Origin of the sequence: Leucobacter sp. MMO-125, assembly GCF_037148395.1 — a bacterium.
In the GTDB taxonomy this organism is placed as follows: Bacteria; Actinomycetota; Actinomycetes; order Actinomycetales; family Microbacteriaceae; genus Leucobacter.
In genome coordinates this window covers 380,926-399,970 of sequence record NZ_JBBCTL010000002.1, presented here as the reverse complement: position 1 = coordinate 399,970, position 19,045 = coordinate 380,926, and the positions used below count along the sequence as shown (strand labels likewise).

General features: G+C 65.6%; 18 protein-coding genes. 6 read left to right on the top strand and 12 right to left on the bottom strand.

What is annotated here, in order from left to right:
- Nucleotides 1–157: 157 nt before the first annotated feature.
- From WFI54_RS06495 to WFI54_RS06465, 7 genes are all read right to left on the bottom strand, one after another.
- Nucleotides 158–1,561, bottom strand: a complete 1,404-nt coding sequence (locus WFI54_RS06495) for a class II fumarate hydratase (protein ID WP_024355581.1) — start codon at nucleotides 1,559–1,561, stop codon at nucleotides 158–160.
- A gap of 84 nt (nucleotides 1,562–1,645) precedes the next feature.
- Nucleotides 1,646–2,320, bottom strand: a complete 675-nt coding sequence (locus tag WFI54_RS06490) for a carbonic anhydrase (RefSeq protein WP_336651978.1) — start codon at nucleotides 2,318–2,320, stop codon at nucleotides 1,646–1,648.
- The gene (locus tag WFI54_RS06485) at nucleotides 2,320–3,009 is read right to left on the bottom strand and encodes a DUF4245 family protein (protein WP_336651977.1); all 690 of its coding nucleotides are present in this window, start codon (nucleotides 3,007–3,009) and stop codon (nucleotides 2,320–2,322) included. The genes WFI54_RS06490 and WFI54_RS06485 overlap by 1 nt, the downstream gene beginning before the upstream one ends.
- A gap of 5 nt (nucleotides 3,010–3,014) precedes the next feature.
- The gene (locus WFI54_RS06480; protein WP_336651976.1) at nucleotides 3,015–3,257 is read right to left on the bottom strand and encodes an exodeoxyribonuclease VII small subunit; all 243 of its coding nucleotides are present in this window, start codon (nucleotides 3,255–3,257) and stop codon (nucleotides 3,015–3,017) included.
- A 157-nt stretch (nucleotides 3,258–3,414) separates the two neighbouring features.
- Nucleotides 3,415–4,425: an ABC transporter permease gene (locus WFI54_RS06475; RefSeq protein WP_336651975.1), complete on the bottom strand. Its 1,011-nt coding sequence runs from the start codon at nucleotides 4,423–4,425 to the stop codon at nucleotides 3,415–3,417.
- A 12-nt stretch (nucleotides 4,426–4,437) separates the two neighbouring features.
- Nucleotides 4,438–5,955 (bottom strand): sugar ABC transporter ATP-binding protein, encoded by a 1,518-nt coding sequence (locus WFI54_RS06470; protein WP_336651974.1) that lies wholly within the window; start codon nucleotides 5,953–5,955, stop codon nucleotides 4,438–4,440.
- Nucleotides 5,956–6,033: 78 nt separating this feature from the next.
- Entirely contained in the window at nucleotides 6,034–7,017 is a 984-nt protein-coding gene (locus WFI54_RS06465; RefSeq protein ID WP_336651973.1) for a sugar ABC transporter substrate-binding protein, read from the bottom strand.
- 260 nt (nucleotides 7,018–7,277) lie between these two features.
- Here WFI54_RS06465 and WFI54_RS06460 point away from each other — a divergent pair, with 260 nt between their 5' ends.
- On the top strand, nucleotides 7,278–8,399 hold the full coding sequence (locus WFI54_RS06460; protein ID WP_336651972.1) for a class II histone deacetylase: 1,122 nt from the start codon (nucleotides 7,278–7,280) through the stop codon (nucleotides 8,397–8,399).
- A 20-nt stretch (nucleotides 8,400–8,419) separates the two neighbouring features.
- Here WFI54_RS06460 and WFI54_RS06455 read toward each other — a convergent pair whose 3' ends face one another.
- The gene (locus tag WFI54_RS06455; protein ID WP_336651971.1) at nucleotides 8,420–8,941 is read right to left on the bottom strand and encodes an Lrp/AsnC family transcriptional regulator; all 522 of its coding nucleotides are present in this window, start codon (nucleotides 8,939–8,941) and stop codon (nucleotides 8,420–8,422) included.
- Between the two features lie 31 nt (nucleotides 8,942–8,972).
- Nucleotides 8,973–10,202, bottom strand: coding sequence for an exodeoxyribonuclease VII large subunit (gene xseA / locus WFI54_RS06450; RefSeq protein ID WP_336651970.1), 1,230 nt, complete (start codon nucleotides 10,200–10,202; stop codon nucleotides 8,973–8,975).
- Nucleotides 10,203–10,364: 162 nt separating this feature from the next.
- On the opposite strand from xseA, the gene WFI54_RS06445 reads away from it, so the two are divergent.
- Nucleotides 10,365–11,396, top strand: coding sequence for a 4-hydroxy-3-methylbut-2-enyl diphosphate reductase (locus WFI54_RS06445; RefSeq protein WP_336652201.1), 1,032 nt, complete (start codon nucleotides 10,365–10,367; stop codon nucleotides 11,394–11,396).
- Nucleotides 11,397–11,437: 41 nt separating this feature from the next.
- Here WFI54_RS06445 and WFI54_RS06440 read toward each other — a convergent pair whose 3' ends face one another.
- Complete coding sequence (locus WFI54_RS06440) at nucleotides 11,438–12,430, bottom strand: LacI family DNA-binding transcriptional regulator (protein WP_336651969.1); 993 nt, start codon at nucleotides 12,428–12,430, stop codon at nucleotides 11,438–11,440.
- A gap of 156 nt (nucleotides 12,431–12,586) precedes the next feature.
- Between WFI54_RS06440 and WFI54_RS06435 the strand changes: the two genes are divergently transcribed.
- The 4 genes from WFI54_RS06435 (at nucleotide 12,587) to WFI54_RS06420 (ending at nucleotide 16,951) form a co-directional block, all read left to right on the top strand.
- Complete coding sequence (locus WFI54_RS06435) at nucleotides 12,587–14,248, top strand: amidohydrolase (RefSeq protein ID WP_336651968.1); 1,662 nt, start codon at nucleotides 12,587–12,589, stop codon at nucleotides 14,246–14,248.
- 64 nt (nucleotides 14,249–14,312) lie between these two features.
- The gene (locus WFI54_RS06430; protein ID WP_336651967.1) at nucleotides 14,313–15,236 is read left to right on the top strand and encodes a transporter substrate-binding domain-containing protein; all 924 of its coding nucleotides are present in this window, start codon (nucleotides 14,313–14,315) and stop codon (nucleotides 15,234–15,236) included.
- Nucleotides 15,237–15,239: 3 nt separating this feature from the next.
- Nucleotides 15,240–16,190 (top strand): amino acid ABC transporter permease, encoded by a 951-nt coding sequence (locus WFI54_RS06425; protein WP_336651966.1) that lies wholly within the window; start codon nucleotides 15,240–15,242, stop codon nucleotides 16,188–16,190.
- Nucleotides 16,187–16,951, top strand: coding sequence for an amino acid ABC transporter ATP-binding protein (locus WFI54_RS06420; protein ID WP_336651965.1), 765 nt, complete (start codon nucleotides 16,187–16,189; stop codon nucleotides 16,949–16,951). The genes WFI54_RS06425 and WFI54_RS06420 overlap by 4 nt, the downstream gene beginning before the upstream one ends.
- Before the next feature lie 265 nt (nucleotides 16,952–17,216).
- Here the strand turns inward: WFI54_RS06420 and WFI54_RS06415 are convergent, their stop codons facing one another.
- On the bottom strand, nucleotides 17,217–17,993 hold the full coding sequence (locus WFI54_RS06415) for a DUF6264 family protein (RefSeq protein WP_336651964.1): 777 nt from the start codon (nucleotides 17,991–17,993) through the stop codon (nucleotides 17,217–17,219).
- Complete coding sequence (gene fbaA / locus WFI54_RS06410) at nucleotides 17,993–19,021, bottom strand: class II fructose-bisphosphate aldolase (RefSeq protein ID WP_336651963.1); 1,029 nt, start codon at nucleotides 19,019–19,021, stop codon at nucleotides 17,993–17,995. The genes WFI54_RS06415 and fbaA overlap by 1 nt, the downstream gene beginning before the upstream one ends.
- Nucleotides 19,022–19,045: the final 24 nt, after the last annotated feature.

Genomic DNA, 19,045 nt, shown 5'->3' with positions numbered 1-19,045 from the left:
CCGCTGAGACCGGGTCGCGGGCGCGAGCGCGAGCGTTTCAGCGAGCACGACTGCTTCAGGGGCTCTGGAACAGTCGCGCACGCTGAAACAGTCGTGCCGGTAAGCAAGAGGGGGTTCGGGATCATGTGATCCCGAACCCCCTCGCGTGAGCGCCGAGCTACTTGGCGACGCCCGGGTGGGTCATCGACAGCAGGTCGAGCGCCTTGTCGAGGTCGGCCTCAGACACCTCGCCGCGCTCGACGTAGCCGAGATCGACGACGGCCTCGCGCACCGTGATGCCCTTCTTGACCGAGTGCTTTGCGATCTTCGCCGCAGCCTCGTAGCCGATGAGGCGGTTGAGCGGGGTGACCGTCGACGGGCTCATACCGGCCAGAGCCGCCGCGCGCTCGAGGTTCGCCTCAAGACCCTTGACGGTCTTGTCGGCGAGCACGATCGATGCGTTCGCGAGCAGGCGGATCGACTCGAGCAGCGCGGTGCCCATGACCGGGATCTGCACGTTGAGCTCGAAGGAACCCGAAGCGCCGGCCCACGCGATCGTCGCATCGTTGCCGATGACGCGCGCGCACACCATGAGCACAGCCTCAGGAACGACCGGGTTGACCTTGCCGGGCATGATCGAGGAGCCGGGCTGCAGGTCGGGGATGTGCAGTTCTGCGAGGCCCGTGTTGGGGCCCGAACCCATCCAGCGGATGTCGTTGTTGATCTTGGTCAGCGACACGGCGATGGTGCGCAGTGCGCCCGAGGCCTCGACGAGGCCATCGCGGTTGGCCTGCGCCTCGAAGTGGTTGCGGGCCTCGGTAATGGGCAGCCCGCTCGACGCTGCAATCTCCGAGATGACCTTCTCGGGGAAACCGAGAGGGGTGTTGATGCCGGTGCCGACGGCGGTGCCACCCTGGGGCACCTCGGCGACGCGGGGGAGCGCCGCCTCGACGCGCTCGATGCCGTAGCGGATCTGCGCCGCGAAGCCGCCGAACTCCTGGCCGAGGGTGACGGGGGTGGCATCCATGAGGTGAGTGCGGCCCGACTTCACTGCGGTCTTCCACAGTTCGGCCTTCTCCTCGAAGGCCTCGGCGAGGTGCTCCAGCGCGGGCTTGAGCTGCTCGATGAGCGCGCCCGTGACGGCGATGTGCACCGAGGTCGGGAAGACATCGTTCGACGACTGTGAAGCGTTGACGTGGTCGTTCGGGTGCACGGGGGCACCCAGATGCTTCGTGGCGAGGGTGGCAAGCACCTCGTTCATGTTCATGTTCGACGAGGTGCCAGAACCGGTCTGGTAGGTGTCGACAGGGAACTGGTCGTGGTGCGCGCCGCCGATGATTTCGTCGGCAGCGGCCACGATGGCATCAGCGATGCCGGCCTCGAGGATGCCGAGTTCCTTGTTCGCGATCGCCGCTGCACGCTTGATGCGCGCCAGGGCCACGATCTGGGCCGGCTCGAGGCCCTTGCCCGAGATGGGGAAGTTCTCGACGGCGCGCTGCGTCTGCGCGGCGTAGAGCGCGTTCTTGGGAACGCGAACCTCGCCCATAGTGTCGTGCTCGATGCGGTACTCGATTTCGGTCACTGCATTCCTTTTCTCTTCGTCACGCCGCGCTGAATCGCGGGATCTCGGTTGCTGAAAGCGGATCAGGGTTGGTAGAAAGAGCGGTCAGTCGATCGCTGCGAGTTCGACCTCGACGGGGCCGACCACGCTGTAGGGCACGGCACGCCCTTCGGTGAGTCGGTACTGGCAGCCGACGATCGCGAGCTTGCCGGCATCGACGGCGTCGCTGATCGCGCGCGAGGAACGCAGCAGGGCGTTCACAGTGGCTGTCAGATGGATACGCCCCACGGCGTTGGCGTCGATGTGCGCCGCATCGGCGTAGGGGGTGTCGGTGTGATCGCGCAGCCACAGCCGTTGCACGGAGGGCTGGATCGGTGCGAGAGTGTTGCGCACCGACTCGGTCACCGGAGACGGCTCGCGGCTGGTCTGATCGATTGCGGCAGCGACAGCACCGCACGAGTCGTGTGCGAGCACTACGATCAGTGCCGAACCGAGCGCGGTGACCGCATACTCCATCGACGCCGTGATGGACTCGGCGACGACATGACCCATGTTGCGCGCGATGAAAAGATCGCCGAGACCGCGGTCGAAGATGATCTCTGCCGCCATACGGGAATCGGCGCAGCCGAAGAGGGCAACATCAGGGGTCTGAGCATTGACGAGTTCGCTGCGACGCTCGACATCCTGATTGGGGTGTGCGGAAGCGCCGGCGACAAAACGCTCATTGCCGGCGATGAGTTCGTCCCAGGCCTGCTGGGGGGTGACGCGAGGTGAAGTCATCACTGCTCCTTCGAAGCCGTAAGTGAGCTGGCGACCGAGGCCGCAAGCGTGCGAATAGTGGCCGGGCTATCGGTGCCGTAGACGAGGATCGTGTCGCCCTCCCACTCGCCCTGCAGGCCGAACAGCATGTTGCTCGCGTCGGGGTTGCGGTCGGGGTGCTCGTACACGACCCAGTCGATGCCGCCGATCTGCTCAGCATCCGTGGGGGTCTGCTGCTCAAGTGCCTGCGAGATCCACCGCTCTTCGACAGCCGATCCGTCAGCTGTGAAGGCCTGCACCACGGCTGCGTAAGCATGGCTGTCGGTCGCCTCGTCGACGGTGGTGTAGTCGATCTGCCACGAGGTAACACCGTCGCGCTGCCGCAGACCGGCATTCTTCGCCTTCCAACTCTCAGGCACTTCGGGGGCGGCGAGCGCGCGGCCCGCACTCGGTGAGGCATCTGCAGCGAGAGCCGCGACATCGACCGAATGGTCTTCGAAACTGTTCTTGCCACCGACCAGACCGGGTGCCATCAGTACGATCAGGAGCATCATGCCGACGCTCACGATCAGAGAGAACACCAGATTGTTCACGGTTTTGCGCTGACGATACAGGCGGCTGTCGTTGGCCTTGCGCGCTGCGGTCTCAGAGGGCGTTTCTGGCCGTCCGAGCTCGGCAACGACAACCGGGTGCTTCTGCTTCTTTGCCATGCGCGCTACACGTCCTCCACGACCGCAGTATCTACTGAGGCGCCTTGGCGGGCCGTCTCCAAGCGCTGGCGCGCACCGAGCAGCCACTCTTCGCAGCGGGCAGCGAGCGCCTCCCCGCGTTCCCAGAGCTGGAGTGACTCCTCAAGGGTGATGCCGCCTTGTTCGAGCCTGCTCACCACCTGGATAAGTTCGTCGCGCGCCTGCTCATAACTGAGCTCGGCGGGATCCTGGAGAGCAGGGGAAGACATGGCTCCCAGCTTACCGCGGCTGGCTGAAGGGCGGGCAGGTGAGTGCGGGGCGCTCCTCGGGCGGTACTCGTCGCTCGAGCGAATGCGAACGGAAGGTTGCATTCAGCTGGCGCGGGGGCTCCACCCGAGGAGTTCAGGATCCGACCTGACTGCATGCCTACGTGGTCGCGACCGGGGTCTCCTCCCGGACGGCCTTCTTTCCAAGCTTGGCCCAGGAGCTCCGGATCATGCGCTGGATCGAGTTGTCGAGAGCGACCGCGACGATGAGCGTTGCACCGATGAGGATGGTCTGCAGGAACGGTGAGGCCTGCATGAACACCAGGCCCGCGCGAAGGACCCTGAAGAAGAGGAGGCCCGCGACGACGCCACTGATACGGCCGACGCCGCCTTCGAATGCGATGCCGCCGAGCAGCACCACGGTGAGGGCTTCGAGCTCGAGGCCAGAGCCGATGTTCGGGTTTGCCGATTGCACCTTCGCGGAGAGGAACATGCCAGCGAGGGCCGCGAAGGCACCCGTCGCCACGAACAGCAGGAAGCGCGAGCGCTTGACGTTCACGCCCATGAGTCGGGCCGCGCGTTCGTTGCCGCCGATCGCTTTGACCTCCTTACCGAACTTGGTGTGATTCAGCACGTACCAGCCGAGCGCGATGACCACTACGAGGGCGACGATCTGGATCGGCACCGGGCCAATTTTCATCGTGCCGATGGCGCGGAACGCCTCCGGAAGTTCGGCGCGAGGGATCGTGCGGCCGTCTGAGAGGAGCAGTGCGAATCCGCCCCATACGCTGAGCGCGCCCAGCGTCACCACGAAGGAGTTCAGCCCCATGTAGGAGACGAGGAATCCATTCAGTGCCCCTGTGAGCACGCCGGTGCTGATCGCGACGATGAAGCCGAGGAGCGTCGAGCCGGTCGTGCTCATCGTGATACCGCCGGTGATCGCGGCCGCGGACGCGACGGATCCCACCGAGAGATCGATCGTGCCCGACATGATGAGGAAGGCGGCTGGGATCGCGATGAGCCCGAGTTCTGCGGCCTGCAGCAGGATGCTCTGCCCGTTCGCGAAACTGAAAAAGTTGGGGCGGAGGATTGAGAAGACCGCGACCAGCACGATCAGTGCGAGGAAGATGCCGTTCTTTGCGGCGAAGATCTTGATGCGTTCTGCGTTCATGGGGGCTTCCGTTCAGGCGCGGCCGGGGGTGGCCGAATGGGGCTCGGTCGCATGCGAGGCGGAGGCATGCGACTCGGCGATCGTGAGCAGCGAGGTCAGGAGGTCGGCGTTGAAAGATGCGGATCGGGGCACCTGAGCGAGGCGATCGCCAAGCACGGTGTAGGCGCGATCGCACATGCTGGCGATCTCATCGGACTCGCTTGACGCGACGAGCACGGCGGCGCCGCGACCCGCGGCCGCGCGGGCGGCCTCGACGATGTCGAGCTTGGCACCGACATCGACGCCCTGGGTGGGCTGGGCGAGGATGAGCAGGACAGGCTCGGCGGGGTACAGCCAGCGCGCGAGGAGGTGCTTCTGGCGGTTGCCGCCGGAGAACTGCGAGACCTCGGCATCCGCCGAGGGTCCGCGGATATCGAGGGCCTCACGAGCGTGCGCGTACACCTCGGCGCCCGATCGGGACGAAACCCACCAGCCCCGAGAGGGGCCCGCGGCGTACCAGGGAAGCATGACGTTGTCGAGCGCAGTTTCAGAGGCGATGAGGCCTTCGGTGTCACGATCCGGTGGGACGAAGAAGACTCCGCGTCGGATCGCCTGGCCGGGCGAGCTGAAGCGGCAGGTCTCGCCGTCGAGTTGATACGTCTGCGGTGAAGCAGAAGCCCCGGCGAGCTGCGCTGCGATCTCGAATTGCTCGCCGCCAGCCATGCCGAAGAGCCCGACGACTTCACCGGCCCGAGCCACGACCGTCCCGCCGGGGGTACTTACCGACATGACCTCGCGACCCGGCTCGACGTGAGTGAAATCGAGAGAGCGGAGGTCTGGTACGAGTGCCTCAGCCAACTTTGCCGGGGTGAATCCGCTCGCGGGCCCGTCCACGACGACGCGTCCGCCGCGAAGTACGACGATACGGGTGCAGACCTCCATGATGTCAGGGAGTCGGTGCGAGACGTAGACGACCGTGACACCACGGGCTGCGAAGCTGCGGATGAGGTTGTGCAGCGCGTCGGTCTCAGCGCGACCCAGCGCGGCCGTCGGCTCGTCGAGCAGCAGCACCTTCATCTCGCCGGAGAGGAGCCCGCGCGCGAGATCGACGAGCTGCCGTTCGCCCAGGCTGAGCGTTTCGACTGGCATATCGAGCGGCAACTCGGCACCGACGGTCGCAAGTGCTTCCCGGGCGCGGGTGCGCCGCTCGGCCGCGCCCGGTGCTTTGCGTGCGAGGAACAGGTTCTCGAGCACCGACATATTGGGGGCGAGCGCCGGCTCTTGGTGAATCACCGTGATCCCGAGTTGTGCGGCCTCCCGTGGGGTGAGCCGGCGGTCGATCGTCACCCCGTCGATATTGAAGCCGCCGCTGGAAGCGCCGATCACTCCCGTGGTGACGTTGAACAGCGTGCTTTTGCCGGCTCCGTTGTGCCCGAGCAGACCGACGATCTCGCCCGGGGCAACGGCGAATTCAATGTCTTCGAGTGCGCGGGTCGCTCCGAAGTCGACGGTCACGCCGGTGTAGGCGAGGCGATGCTTCGCAGTGGTCATTCCTGAAGTCCTCTCGACGGTGAGGGGTGCCGCAGCACCGGGGCGGGTGCCGGGTGCGAAGCCCGGCACCCGGAGGCGCTACTGATTCGCGAGAAGGAAGCTCTCGGCGTTTGCGCTGGTGACCTCGGTGACGGGAACCGTCTGATCCTTGACAGGCTTCCCTTCCGCTGCGTCGACCAGCATTTGCGCGTTGGCCTCTGCGAGTTGGCGGGCCGGCGCGATGTATGCGAAGCGCCAGAAGGATCCCTCTTCCTGGATGATCTTCAATTCGGCGTCGGTGGCGTCGAGGTTGGCGAGGAGCATGGTCTCGTCGGTCGGGGAGACGCCGGAGTCAGTGAGCGCCTGATAGGCCCCGAGCGCGGGATCGTTCGCGATCGCGAGCCACACCTTGGTGTTGGGTACGGCGTTCAGCTGGTTCTGCACCGCGGCGTAGCCGTCGTCGAGGCTCAAGACCTTGTGCTCGGTGATGTTGAGATTGAGGTTTGCGGCGTCCAGGGCGTCGAGCATGCCCTTCCCGCGGAGGCGGCCGAGATCTGTGTCGGGCCACCCGAGGAACGCAACGTCGACTTGCTCGTCGCCGTAGGTCTCCTTGATCCACTCAGCGGCCTTCTCGCCCGCTTCTCTGCCATCAGCTTCGTGATCCAGCACCACCGCGGCCTGAACCCCGTCCCAGGTGCTGCCGTAGCCGAGCACGGGGATACCCGCGTCGGTCGCCTGCGTGGTCACGGCGACCATCGCATCGGACTGCACCGGATACCCCATGATGGCCTTGATGTCGCCGCGCACGATCCAGGACTCCCAATCCTGAACCTGCGTCTGCGCGTTCCACTTCGGGTCGTCGGTGACGAAGTCGTAGCCCGCGTCAGTGACGATCGTCTCCATGAAGGGGAGCATGTCATTCCAGATCTGGATGTCCAGTCCGGCGAAGCTCATTGCGAGTGCGCCCTGGGATCCGCCATCGGTCCCTCCTGCGGACCCGCTGTCGGAGGTGCAGCCGCTGAGGGCGAGGGCTGCGGCTGATGTGAGTGCGACGGCACCCAGGATGCGGCTGAAGCGTTTCATGTGTGACTCCCTTGTCGTGTGTGCTCAGATCCAGCGCAGCTGCGCGGACGGTTGGGTCAACCCTGGTCCTGTAGCGTCACCCATGAGACCACGAATGACTGAAGATAGTCAATAGGTTTTGTGTTTCAGTAATGTTTCGACACTGAAACGTAATTTCTAATTGTGATTTGTCAATTCCTGCGGTTACAGTGGTGGGCACCTTGCCTCAACGTCGCGCTGGCGCCCTTGAGGGATACACGAACCTGGGAAGGACACTCGCAATGGAGCGCAGAACCGGATACGTATGGCACGAGCAGTACGCCTGGCACGACACCGGCACGCACGCGGGCATCTACCCGTCGGGCGGGTACGTGCAGCCGCACCACAACTTCGAAAGTCCTGAGTCCAAGGCTCGGTTTGCGGGACTCGTCGAGGTGTCCGGGTTGCTCGAACAGTTAGTTCGAGTGCCCGCGCGCCCAGTAACGGAGACGGATCTGCTTCGTGTGCACACCCCGGGGCACGTTGAGCGGATTCGGACACAGTCGGAGAACGGGGGAGGCGACGCAGGTGACGGCTTCTCACCCTTCGGCCGAGGCAGCTACGAACTCGCGCGACTGGCTGCGGGTGGCACCCTCGCCGCCGCCGAGGCCGTGCTCGACGGCACGGTCGACAACGCGTACGCCCTGGTGCGCCCCCCGGGTCATCACGCCGAACCTGACCAGGGGCGCGGGTACTGCCTGTTCGCCAACGTGCCGGTGGCAATCGAGGCGCTCCGAGCGGCGGGGCGCGTCACGCGGGTGGCGATCTTCGATTACGACGTGCACCACGGCAACGGTGCCCAGAAGATCTACTGGGAGGATCCGAACGTGCTCACGATCTCGGTGCACCAGGATCGTCTGTTCCCCGTGGACAGCGGCATGGTTGAGGAGCAGGGCGCCGGAGCCGGAGCCGGCACGAATATCAACGTCCCGCTGCCCGCGGGTTCCGGGGATGGCGCCTACTGGTCAGTTGTCGACGAAGTGGCGGGGCCGGCGATCCGCGCTTTCAAGCCCGACCTCATCCTCGTGTCGAGCGGCTTCGATCCTTCGGCGCTCGACCCACTGGGGCGCATGAGTGTGACTTCGGGCGGATTCCGCGGGATCGCCGAGCGTCTGCTCGCGATCGCCGACGAGGCCTGCGACGGCAAGATCGTGTTCTCGCATGAGGGCGGCTACTCCGCAGTGCATGTGCCATTTTGCGGGATTGCCGTGCTTGAGGCTCTCTGTGGCGTGCGCACCGATGTCGAAGACCCATTCAATGTCTCGGTTGGTGACTCGCCGACTCGCGCTCTCACCGCGTGGCAGACCGAGGTGATCGATCGTTCGGCCGAGCTCAGCCGAGCGCTCGGCCTCATTGTCGACTGATCTGCATCGCGATCTTCCCGCTAGCGGCCGTTCGTGAGCGGGAAGATCGGGCGATGCGTGTGCACTGCCTCGTAGAGAAATGTCTCGATGTGTGAAACCCCCGGCACCTCGCGGATCTGCCGGTTGATCAGCGTGAAAAGTTCGCTCGGAGACGTTGCGTACACCTCGGCCAGAATGCTGAAGCGGCCCGAGCCGAGCACGACATAGCGGACTCCGTCGAAGCCGGCGATTCGGTCGGCCACGGCATCGATCGTGCCGGAGACCTCGATCTGCAGGCTTGCAATGCTGCTGAGGCCCACTGCGTGAGGGCTCGTTACGCCGATCACTCGCACGACCCCGCGTTCTTGCAGCCGCTTCACGCGCGCCCGGGCACCGCCCGGAGTGAGACCGACCTCGCTGCCGAGATCCGCGTAGCTCATGCGGCCGTCGCGTTCGAGGAGCAGAATCAGGCGCTCGTCGAGCGCGTCAAGTGCCCCGGACGGCTCGGGAGCTTCAGCACGCGCATTTGCGGCCGCGTCTGAGCTCTTCGATCCATGGGTCATAGGATGCAGTATCCCACGCCGCTGTCACACCCTAGTCAATCGTTGCCGCGAGCCGTCCACCGGCGAGAGAGAGGCGGATCCGCGCCCCCGCCGGGGCGTCAGCAGGATCGCGCAGCACCGCGCCGAGAGCACCATCAGCTTCCGTGAGCTGCGCGATCGCATAACCTCGCTCGAGCGTTGCTTGAGGGGACAGCGCCCCCAAGCGGGCGCGCGCCTCCGCGAGCGCGCGCCCGCGATCCACCACAGCCCGATCCGCAAGCTCAGTGCCTCGCGCCACCCAGCGCACCAGCTCCTCGGCCCGCTCATCCACAATGCGCTCGGGTTGCGCCAGTACCGGCCGCCCCCGCAACTGCATCACCCGATCAGTCTCGTGCGCGAGCAACTGCCCCACGCGCGCACTCATACGCGCCCGCGCCTGATCGAGACCGGCAAGCTCCTCACCCACATCGGGCACCACGCGCTTCGCCGCATCGGTCGGAGTCGAGGCGCGCAGATCGGCAACCTCATCGAGCAGTGGGCGATCCGCCTCATGCCCGATCGCGCTCACGAGCGGCGTGCTCGCACCCGCCGCGGCCCGCACCACCCGCTCATCGCTGAACGGCAGCAGGTTCTGGAAGTCGCCGCCGCCGCGTGCGACCACGATCACCTCGACCTCGGGATCGCGATCCAGCGCCTCGATGCCGGCCGCCACCTCGGCCGCCGCGCGATCCCCCTGCACCGCCGCGTAATGGATCTTGAAGCGCACACCAGGCCAGCGCAGCGTCGCATTGCGGATCACATCCTTCTCAGCGTCCGAATCGCGCCCCGTCACTAGCCCGATGAGGCCAGGCAAGAATGGCAGGGGGCGTTTGCGCGAGGCATCGAACAGCCCCTCAGCCTGCAGCTCACGCCGCAGCCGCTCCAGCCGCTCCAGCAGCTCGCCAAGTCCCACATGCGACAGCTCGAAGACCTGCACCGTGAGGCTGCCGCCCTTCACCCAAAAATTGGGCTTCACCAGTGCGATCACCCTGTCGCCCTGCGAGAAATCGCTGGTGAGGCGCTGTGCGACTGAACGCCACACGGTGAAACTCACCGTCGCATCCTGACCCAGATCTTTGAGCTTGCCGTAGACGTGACCGCCGCGCAGCTGCCACTGCGTGATCTCGCCCTCGATCCATACCTGGCCCAGACGCTCGATCCACGCCGCGATCTTCTCGCTCATCAAGGCCACCGGCCACGGAGCGTCGCGAGTGGCTGGTGCCTGGGATCCTGCTTCGGCCATGCCGACCAGCCTAGCCGCAGCCCCCCGAGCCCAACTGCGGCGAAGAGGGACAGCCCAGGGAGGGCCGGTAGAATCACGGCCATGAGTGACGTTCTCGCTGCCCAGACCGCCCCGCAGGCCCGGGATCCGCGCACTATCGGTGCGCCGGTTGTCAGCCTCGCGATGCCCAGGCTGCGGCGCGAGGCCGGCCGACTGAAGAACGAACCCGTCGCGGGCGACAAGAAAGTGCTCCTCGCGGCCCCCCGTGGCTACTGCGCCGGCGTTGACCGCGCCGTCGTCGCCGTTGAGAAAGCGCTCGACCGCTACGGTGCCCCTGTCTACGTGCGCAAGCAGATCGTGCACAACGTCCACGTGGTGCGCACGCTCGAAAAGATGGGCGCCATCTTCGTCGAAGAAGTCGACGAGGTGCCCGAGGGTGCGAACGTCGTGTTCTCAGCCCACGGCGTGTCGCCCGCCGTGGTGAACGCCGCAGCAGACCGCGGCCTGCACGCCATCGACGCCACCTGCCCGCTCGTCACCAAAGTGCACCGCGAAGCCGTGCGCTTCGCAAAGCAGGATCTCGAGATCCTGCTCATCGGCCACACCGGCCACGAAGAGGTCGAGGGCACCGCTGGAGAGGCTCCCGATCACATCACCATCGTGAACTCCCCGGAGGACGTCGATACGCTCGAGGTTGAGAACCCCGACAAGCTCGTCTGGCTCTCGCAGACCACGCTCTCGGTCGACGAGACGATGGAGACCGTGCGCCGCTTGCGCGAGAAGTTCCCGAATCTGCAGGACCCGCCGAGCGACGACATTTGCTACGCCACGCAGAACCGCCAGGTCGCGATCAAGAAGATCGCCCCGCAGGCCGACCTCGTGATCGTGGTTGGCTCGTCGAACTCGTCGAACTCGGTGCGCCTCGTCGAAGTGGCCCTTGAGTACGGTGCGAAGGCCGCCTACCGCGTCGACTTCGCGAGCGAGGTCAAGCAGGAATGGCTCGACGGTGTGCGCACCATCGGCGTGACGAGCGGGGCATCAGTGCCCGAGGTGCTTGTGCAAGAACTGCTCGACGACCTCGCGGACGCAGGTTACACGGACGTCGAAGCGACCGTCACTGCAGAAGAAGACCTCGTCTTCTCGCTGCCAAAGGAGCTGCGACAGGACGCCTCTGGCAACCGAGACGAGCGTGCCCTCGGCGGGCGCGTGCGCTGACGAGCTGTTGCGTGTCGGCCTGCGTCGCGTGTCGGCCTCGGTTACGTGGCGCGAGGCACAAGCGGCGCGGGCAGCACTTCCCGATGCATGGTCGACGGTCGCTCGGGAAGTTCGAGCAGGTCGAGCATCATGCGGGCGGCGCGTTGCCCGAACACGAGCGGGCTCAGGTCGACCGAGGTGATCGGAGGCGTGTGATACTCCATCATGGTGCTGTCCACACCTGAGACGAGCTTCACATCCTCGCCGACGACGTACCCCAAACTGCGCAGCACACCGGCGATTCTGACCGCGATGCTGTCGCCGCAGATGAACAGCCCATCGCAGGACTCGGCCTGCTCGCCGATCGCTGCGGCCAGCTTCTGGCGCAGCGAACCGTTCCCCTCACCGGGGTCAAGGCGAACCACCTCAGGGGGGATCCCGCGCTCAGAGCACCATTCGCGGTATCGGGCCTCGATGCTCACGGTCCACTGCGAGACCGTCTCGACGGTCAGCAGCCCCGGGCGTTCGCTGCCCCTCGCAGCCATAAGGTCAAGCGCCTCGGTGGTGCTGGTGCGCGTATCGGACTCGACAACGCCCCAGGGCTCAGCTGAACCAGGCGGCGCGGGGTCGATGCAGACAGTTGCGGCTTCGCCGCGCAGAATTTCATGCGTGCCGAGATCGTCCGAGTGCGGCTCGACGAGGATATATCCGTCGACGGCTGGCAGATCCCGCAGGTCTCCGGTTTCGCCGGCTGAGGGCAGCATGACGGGTGAGTACCCGGAGTCCGCCAGGCCGGCGACCACCCCGCGGGTGATCTCGCCGTAGTAGAGCGGGTACTCCATGAGGGACGCGGGGGTGTAGATGCCAATGGAGCCGACCCGCGAGAGTCGCAGGGCACGCCCGCTCTGATTGGGCCGATATCCGAGACGATCGGCCTCGGCGAGGATGACTGCGCGCGTCGATTCCGAGACGCCGGGCTTGCCATTGATCGCCATGGATACCGCGGCCACCGAGAATCCGGTGCTCGCCGCAATATCAGTCAGTTTCGTCGCCATAGTCCTCCGTTGCCGTCCCGAGTATAGCGACGGCAATCGTTCTCGCATCGGGCGTAGCCCTCGCGGCTTGACACCTCGATGCGCGGTCGTCTAATGTCACTTCTCGTAGCTTAAACGATTAAGTTACTGAAAGACCTGTCTTGACAAAGGAGTCCTGTGGAGCACGTTTCTCTCGACCTCGCCATTCTGAACGGCGCGGTGTTCGACGGTGAGCAGTATATTCCGGCACCCCACCACATCGGTATCCGCGACGGTCGAATCGTTATGGTGGGCCAGGAGGTCCTCGACGCCGTCGAGAGCTCGACCGAGGTGGTCGACGCAGACGGCAAGCTCGTGCACCCCGGCATGAACGACTCGCACGTCCACCCGATCGAAGCGGGGATGGAGATGCTCGGCTGCGACCTGAGCGAGGGATACACCCGCGAGGACTACCTCAAGCTGGTGCGGGCCTACGTCGAAGAGAACCCGGACGTCGACTGGATCATCGGCGCCGGCTGGCAGCAGGCCGCCTTCCCCGGCGGGGCCCCGGTAAAAGAAGACCTGGACGCGATCTGCACCGACCGGGCGATTATCATCTCGAACCGCGACCATCACAGCGCATGGGTGAACAGCGAAGCGCTCCGTCGATGCGGTATCGACCGGAACACCCCCGACCCTGCAGACGGGCGGATCGAGCGCGACGACCAAGGCGAACCGACCGGAACCCTGCACGAAGGCGCGCGCATGCTCGCCCTCCGTCACGCCCCGCAGCCCACCGTCGAGCTCATGTACGAAGGATTCCTCGTCGGGCAGCGCAAACTCATCGAATACGGCATCACGAGCTGGCAAGACGCGCTGATCGGCCAGTACGGCAATCACAGCCCCGAGTTCTACAACGTCTACCGTGCGGCAGAAGAGCGCGGCGAACTGATCGCACGAGTCAACGGTGCGCTCTGGTGGGAACGCACCCAAGGTGTCGAGCAGATCGCAGACTTCGCCGCACGTCGAGCCGCGGTGGCCGGGCGTCGGTTCCGCGCCGACACCGTCAAGATCATGCAGGACGGCGTGGCCGAGAACCAGACCGCGGCAATGATCACGCCCTACCTCGCTCCGGGATGCGAACACCGCGTGTCCAACAACTCCGGCATCTCCTTCGTCGATCCCGAGCGTCTGCGCGACTACGTCACCGAGCTCGACAGGCAAGGCTTCCAGGTGCACTTTCACGCCCTCGGCGACCGCGGTGTGCGCGAGGCCCTCGACGCCGTCGAGCAGGCACGGAAGACGAACGGCGAGGCATCGACCATGATGCACACGATCGCCCACATCCAGATCATCAACCCCGACGATGTGCCCCGCTTCGCGCAGCTCAACGCCTCCGCGAACATGCAGCCGCTCTGGGCCAGCTACGACCCCCAGATGGTCGAACTGACAGTGCCCTTCCTGGGCGACGAGCGGGTGGGGCACCAGTATCCCTTCGCTTCCCTGCTCAACGCAGGCAGCCACCTGAGCGGCGGCTCGGATTGGCCCGTCACCTCGGCCGACCCGTGGCTCGGGATCCACGTCGCGGTGAACCGCCAGGTGCCCGCCGACCACCCCGACTTCAGCGAACGCGTGTTCCTTGAACATGAGCGGCTCCCGCTCGCCGCCGCTCTGCGGGCCTACACCCTCGGCGGTATCGAGACCAACGGTCGCGATCACGAGGTCGGGCGTATCGCCCCCGGAATGCTTGCTGACGTGGTCATCGCGAATCGCGACCCCTTCGCAGGCGAAAGCGCGAGCATCCACGAAACCGTGGCAGAGCGGGTCTACGTCGACGGTCGCCTCGTGCACAGCCGCTGATCCGCGCTCTCCGACCCCATCCGCACCTCGAATCCCTCACACCCATCCAATGAAAGGAACCCCCATGAAGAAGAGCCTGCTGGCAGCAGCGGCGATCGCCGCCATGTTGCTCACCGCCGGTTGCTCGGGCGCCGGCAACGACGCCGACACGAAGCCCGCTGACGAGTCGACGTCTGCGAACACCGCGGTCGACCTCGCGAAGCTCGGCGTCAATGAAGAAGCCAAGGCCCTCGTTCCCGCTGATATCGCAGAGCGTGGCAGCGTCGTCGTCGGCGTCGACGCGACGTACCCGCCCAACGAGTTCAAGGATGCGGACGGCAACGCGATCGGCTGGGAGGTCGACATGGTCGCCGCCGCCATCACCCGAATGGGCCTCGAGCCCGAGCTCAAGATCGCGAAGTTCGAGAACATCATCCCGAACATCGAGCTCGGCAAGTTCGACCTCGGCATCGCCGGCTACTACGACACGCTGAAGCGCCAGAAGGACTTCGACGTGGTCGACTTTATCTGGGCAGGCAACCAGTTCGCCTCCCTCGAAAAGAACCCGATCGACGACGAGCTCGACATCTGCGGCCAGAAGATCGCCGTGCCCAACGGTGGCTCCGCACCCCTCTACTACCTCCCCGAGGTGCAGAAGAAGTGCGATGCGGCAGGCAAGGGCACCATCGATACCCTCGGCTACGACACCACTGACGAAATGGTCGCCGCGGTGAACCTGGGACGCGCCTACGCGCTCGTCGCAGACTCGCCCGTCGTCAGCTACGCGGTGAAGAACTCCGAGGGCAAGCTTGTCGGCTCGCCGATCTACGAGAACATGCCCGCCGGTGCGCCGTTCTCGAAGAAGACCGGCGGCGAACTCGCCAAGGCCTTCGCGGTGGCCCTGCAGTCGATGCACGACGACGGCACCTACGACCAGATCCTCGAGTTCTGGGGCGTCGAGGCCGGTCGCTACGACAAGATCACCATCAACGCTGGCGATAAGGACTAACACGTGACCCAGCCGATCACCCAGGTGGTCAATGTGGCACCGCCGAAGCCAATTCGCGCGGTGCCACTCCGCCACCCCTGGCGCAACTTCTTCGCGGTCGCTCTCATCATTGCGATCATCGCGTTCGTGCTCGATGCGGCTCAGCGCGAGGCCTACGACTGGCCCTCCTTCGCGCAGTACCTCTTTGACGGCCGCGTGATGATGGGTGCGCTGAACACGCTCGCGCTCACCGTGCTCTCGATGATCCTTGCGATTGTCGTCGGTATCGTCATCGCGATCATGCGAGAGACGACAAACCCGGTGCTCCGCAGCATCGCCTTCGGGTTCTTGTGGCTGTTCCGCGGCACCCCCGTCTACGTGCAGTTGGTCTTCTGGGGTCTCTTCACTGCGATCTACCAGCAGGTGAATGTCGGACTGCCGTTCGCCGAGCCTTGGTTCACCCTCGAGCTCGCCGACGTCATCCCGGTGTTCTGGATTGCTGTCGTCGGCCTCGGCTTGAACGAGGCAGCCTACATGGCCGAGATCGTGCGCGCAGGTCTGCTCTCGGTCGACCGCGGCCAGAGCGAGGCCGCCGACGCTCTCGGCATGAGCTGGTGGCTGCGGATGCGCAAGGTTGTCATCCCGCAGGCGATGCGGGTCATCATTCCGCCGACAGGCAACGAGCTCATCTCGATGCTCAAGACGACCTCTCTGGTCACCGCGGTTCCCTACAACTACGACCTGTACACCCGCGCTAGGGACATCTCATCTGCGACACTCAACCCGATCCCGCTGCTCCTGGTCGCCTCGGTCTGGTACCTGGTCTTCACATCGATCATGATGTTCGGCCAGAGCCGACTCGAGCGTCACTTCTCGAAGGGGCAGAACGCTCGAATCGAGCGCAAGCGTAAGAAGACCCGCGGTTCGGCACAGGCCGAGACCTCGGTGGTCGGTAACGAGGAGGCCACGCGATGAGCGAAGCAAAGATGACGGCGCTCGATGTGCACAAGTCCTTCGGGGACAACCATGTGCTCAAAGGCATCGACATGACGGTGAAGCGGGGCGAGGTCAGCTGCCTGCTGGGCCCCTCGGGCTCGGGCAAGTCGACGTTTCTGCGCTGCATCAACCACCTCGAGACGATCGACTCCGGGCGCATCGAGGTGGACGGTGAAGTAATCGGATACCGTGAGCACGGCGACAAGCTGTACGAGTTGCACCCACGTGAAGCCGCCAAGCAGCGCGAGAACATCGGCATGGTGTTCCAACGATTCAACCTCTTTCCGCACATGACGGCACTGGAGAACATCACCTGCTCTCCGATGTTCGTCAAAGGCGAAGGGAAGGCAGAAGCGAAGCGCTCGGCGATCGATCTGCTCGAGCGGGTGGGGTTGGCCGACAAAGCCGACTCGTACCCGAGTGAGCTCTCCGGTGGACAGCAGCAGCGGATCGCGATCGCCAGGGCGCTCGCGATGAAACCCGATCTCATGCTCTTCGACGAGCCGACCAGCGCGCTTGACCCAGAACTCGTCGGCGAAGTGCTCGACGTGATGAAGTCGCTCGCGGAGACCGGTATGACGATGATCGTGGTCACCCACGAGATGGGGTTCGCCAAGGAGGTCGCAGACACGGTGACCTTCATGGACGGTGGTCAGGTCGTCGAGCACGGCTCACCCGAAGAGGTGCTGGTGCGACCCCAGCATGGTCGAACTCAAGCGTTCCTCTCAAAGGTGCTCTAAGCAGAGGGGCGGATCGTGGATCGCGGTCTCGGTTCACGGTTCGCGCCGACGCGCTGCGCGCCGCCAGAGGCGTGACCCGGGCGGGGGAGTGGGATCCGCCACTGCCTGCATGGCCCGCGTCCGGTTCCGCCGCCCGGCTGCTGTGAAACGAGGTCACCCGTGTGGCCCTTTGCGCGTAAGCGAAAGGTTCACACGGGTGACCTCGACGCGTTCCCCAGGGAGCGACGCGGGCTCGCGAGCTCGCGAGCGGCGAGCCCGTGAGACCCTACGGCTGCGTCGAATTGAGGTAGTCGAGCAGCTTCTGCATGGATGCGGGATCCTCCGCGGCCTGCATGAGCTCGGGAACGCTCGTCATGGCGATGAGCGTGAGCACGAAAGTGAGGATCATCGCGAGCACGCCCGCCGACAGCGGCACCCAGAACGCGAGTTTGCCGCCGCGCATACGCTGAATCGAGAAGACGAGGGCGACCGCATACAGCGCGAACATCGAGAGCGCGCTCACCGTGCTGAAGGTGCCCAGCCACGACGGCGCAGCAAAATCGGCGATCTCCAGCGCATCCCCCACCAGCGCCACCGTGGGCGGCAACGAGAACAGCACCAGCGCCGAATAGAGCGCACCGAAAGCTCCGAGCGCGAGCAGTGCGATGGTGAACGCGATATCGCCGGTGCGTCGTGGCTTCGTCTGCGGCCCTGGCGCAAAACGGGGCTGCTGGGTGCCGCGGGCCGCAGGCGCGTCATCTGCCCGGTAGGGTGGCGGATCGCCTGCGTTGGGCTGCTGCGCGCGCTCCGAGGCGGGAGCCGCAGGGCGTTCCGGCTGCGCGTGCTGAGACGGAGCGGGGTGCGATGCGGGTGCCGACTGCGGTGCCGGTGCCGGCTGAGGCGCCTGCGGCGCCACGCCGAGATTGTGGGGCACGCCGGAGACGGTGCCCTGGTCGGGCGCTTCGGCCTGCGCGGCCTCGGCGCCCTCAGGCTTCCACCTCCATCCCTCGGGCGCGTACTCGCCGTATGCGGGAGTGGGGCGTTCTTCCCGCGGATCCGCCACTAGGCGCTCACCGACTTGCCGGCGGAACCGAGCTGCTCAGCGGCGAGTGCGATTCGAGCCGCCATGCCGCTCTCGGCGAGCTTGCCCCACGCGCGCGGATCGTACTGCTTCTTGTTGCCGACCTCGCCGTCGATCTTCAGCACACCGTCGTAGTTCTTCAGAATGAAGTCGGCCGCTGGCCTGGTGAAGGCGTACTGGGTGTCAGTGTCGATGTTCATCTTGATGACACCGTTGCGCACCGCCTCGGCGATCTCCTCGGCGCTCGAACCCGATCCGCCGTGGAAGACAAGATCGAGGGGCTTCGCTCCGGTGCCGTACTTCGCCTGGAGACCCTCCTGGATCTCGGCGAGGAGCTCGGGGCGCAGCTTCACGCCGCCCGGCTTGTAGACGCCGTGAACGTTGCCGAAGGTGAGAGCGGTGAGGTAGCGGCCCTGCTCGCCGAGCCCGAGCGCCTCGACCGTCGCCACTGCGTCGTCGAGCGTGGTGTAGAGCTGGTCGTTGATCTCGTGGGTGATGCCGTCTTCTTCGCCGCCGACCACACCGATCTCGACCTCGAGAATGACCCCGATTGCGGCCATGCGGGGCAGCAGCTCCTTCGCGATGTCGAGGTTCTCAGTGAGTGGCACGGCCGAGCCGTCCCACATGTGCGACTGGAAGTAGGGCAGGCCGCCCTGCGCGACGCGCTCCTCGCTTGCGGCGACGAGCGGCAGCACGAAGTTGTCGAGGTGCTGCTTCGGGCAGTGGTCGGTGTGCAGGGCCACGGTCACGTCGTAGGCCTTGGCGACCTCTTCTGCGTACTTCGCGAAGGCGATCGCACCGCCCACGCGGTTCTGCACGGTGTGACCGGCGAAGTAGTCGGCACCGCCGAAGCTGACCTGGATGATGCCGTCGGAACCGGCCTCGGCAAAGCCCTGCAGGGCTGCGTTGAGAGTCTGCGAGCTCGAGACGTTGACGGCGGGGAAGGCGAAGCCGCCCGTCTTCGCGGCGTCGAGCATGGCTGCGTACTGTTCCGGAGTTGCAACTGGCATCTGTGCTCCTTGGCGTCGTGAAGG

What these genes read in the sequence shown, in the direction of transcription:
- WFI54_RS06465 (WP_336651973.1), bottom strand. Translation starts at nt 7,017, where the DNA reads ATGAAACGCTTCAGCCGCATCCTGGGTGCCGTCGCACTCACATCAGCC.
- WFI54_RS06430 (WP_336651967.1), top strand. Translation starts at nt 14,313, where the DNA reads ATGAAGAAGAGCCTGCTGGCAGCAGCGGCGATCGCCGCCATGTTGCTC.
- WFI54_RS06480 (WP_336651976.1), bottom strand. Translation starts at nt 3,257, where the DNA reads ATGTCTTCCCCTGCTCTCCAGGATCCCGCCGAGCTCAGTTATGAGCAG.
- WFI54_RS06470 (WP_336651974.1), bottom strand. Translation starts at nt 5,955, where the DNA reads ATGACCACTGCGAAGCATCGCCTCGCCTACACCGGCGTGACCGTCGAC.
- WFI54_RS06475 (WP_336651975.1), bottom strand. Translation starts at nt 4,425, where the DNA reads ATGAACGCAGAACGCATCAAGATCTTCGCCGCAAAGAACGGCATCTTC.
- WFI54_RS06455 (WP_336651971.1), bottom strand. Translation starts at nt 8,941, where the DNA reads ATGACCCATGGATCGAAGAGCTCAGACGCGGCCGCAAATGCGCGTGCT.
- WFI54_RS06445 (WP_336652201.1), top strand. Translation starts at nt 10,365, where the DNA reads ATGCCCAGGCTGCGGCGCGAGGCCGGCCGACTGAAGAACGAACCCGTC.
- WFI54_RS06490 (WP_336651978.1), bottom strand. Translation starts at nt 2,320, where the DNA reads ATGACTTCACCTCGCGTCACCCCCCAGCAGGCCTGGGACGAACTCATC.
- WFI54_RS06440 (WP_336651969.1), bottom strand. Translation starts at nt 12,430, where the DNA reads ATGGCGACGAAACTGACTGATATTGCGGCGAGCACCGGATTCTCGGTG.
- WFI54_RS06420 (WP_336651965.1), top strand. Translation starts at nt 16,187, where the DNA reads ATGAGCGAAGCAAAGATGACGGCGCTCGATGTGCACAAGTCCTTCGGG.
- WFI54_RS06460 (WP_336651972.1), top strand. Translation starts at nt 7,278, where the DNA reads ATGGAGCGCAGAACCGGATACGTATGGCACGAGCAGTACGCCTGGCAC.
- xseA (WP_336651970.1), bottom strand. Translation starts at nt 10,202, where the DNA reads ATGGCCGAAGCAGGATCCCAGGCACCAGCCACTCGCGACGCTCCGTGG.
- fbaA (WP_336651963.1), bottom strand. Translation starts at nt 19,021, where the DNA reads ATGCCAGTTGCAACTCCGGAACAGTACGCAGCCATGCTCGACGCCGCG.
- WFI54_RS06485 (WP_336651977.1), bottom strand. Translation starts at nt 3,009, where the DNA reads ATGGCAAAGAAGCAGAAGCACCCGGTTGTCGTTGCCGAGCTCGGACGG.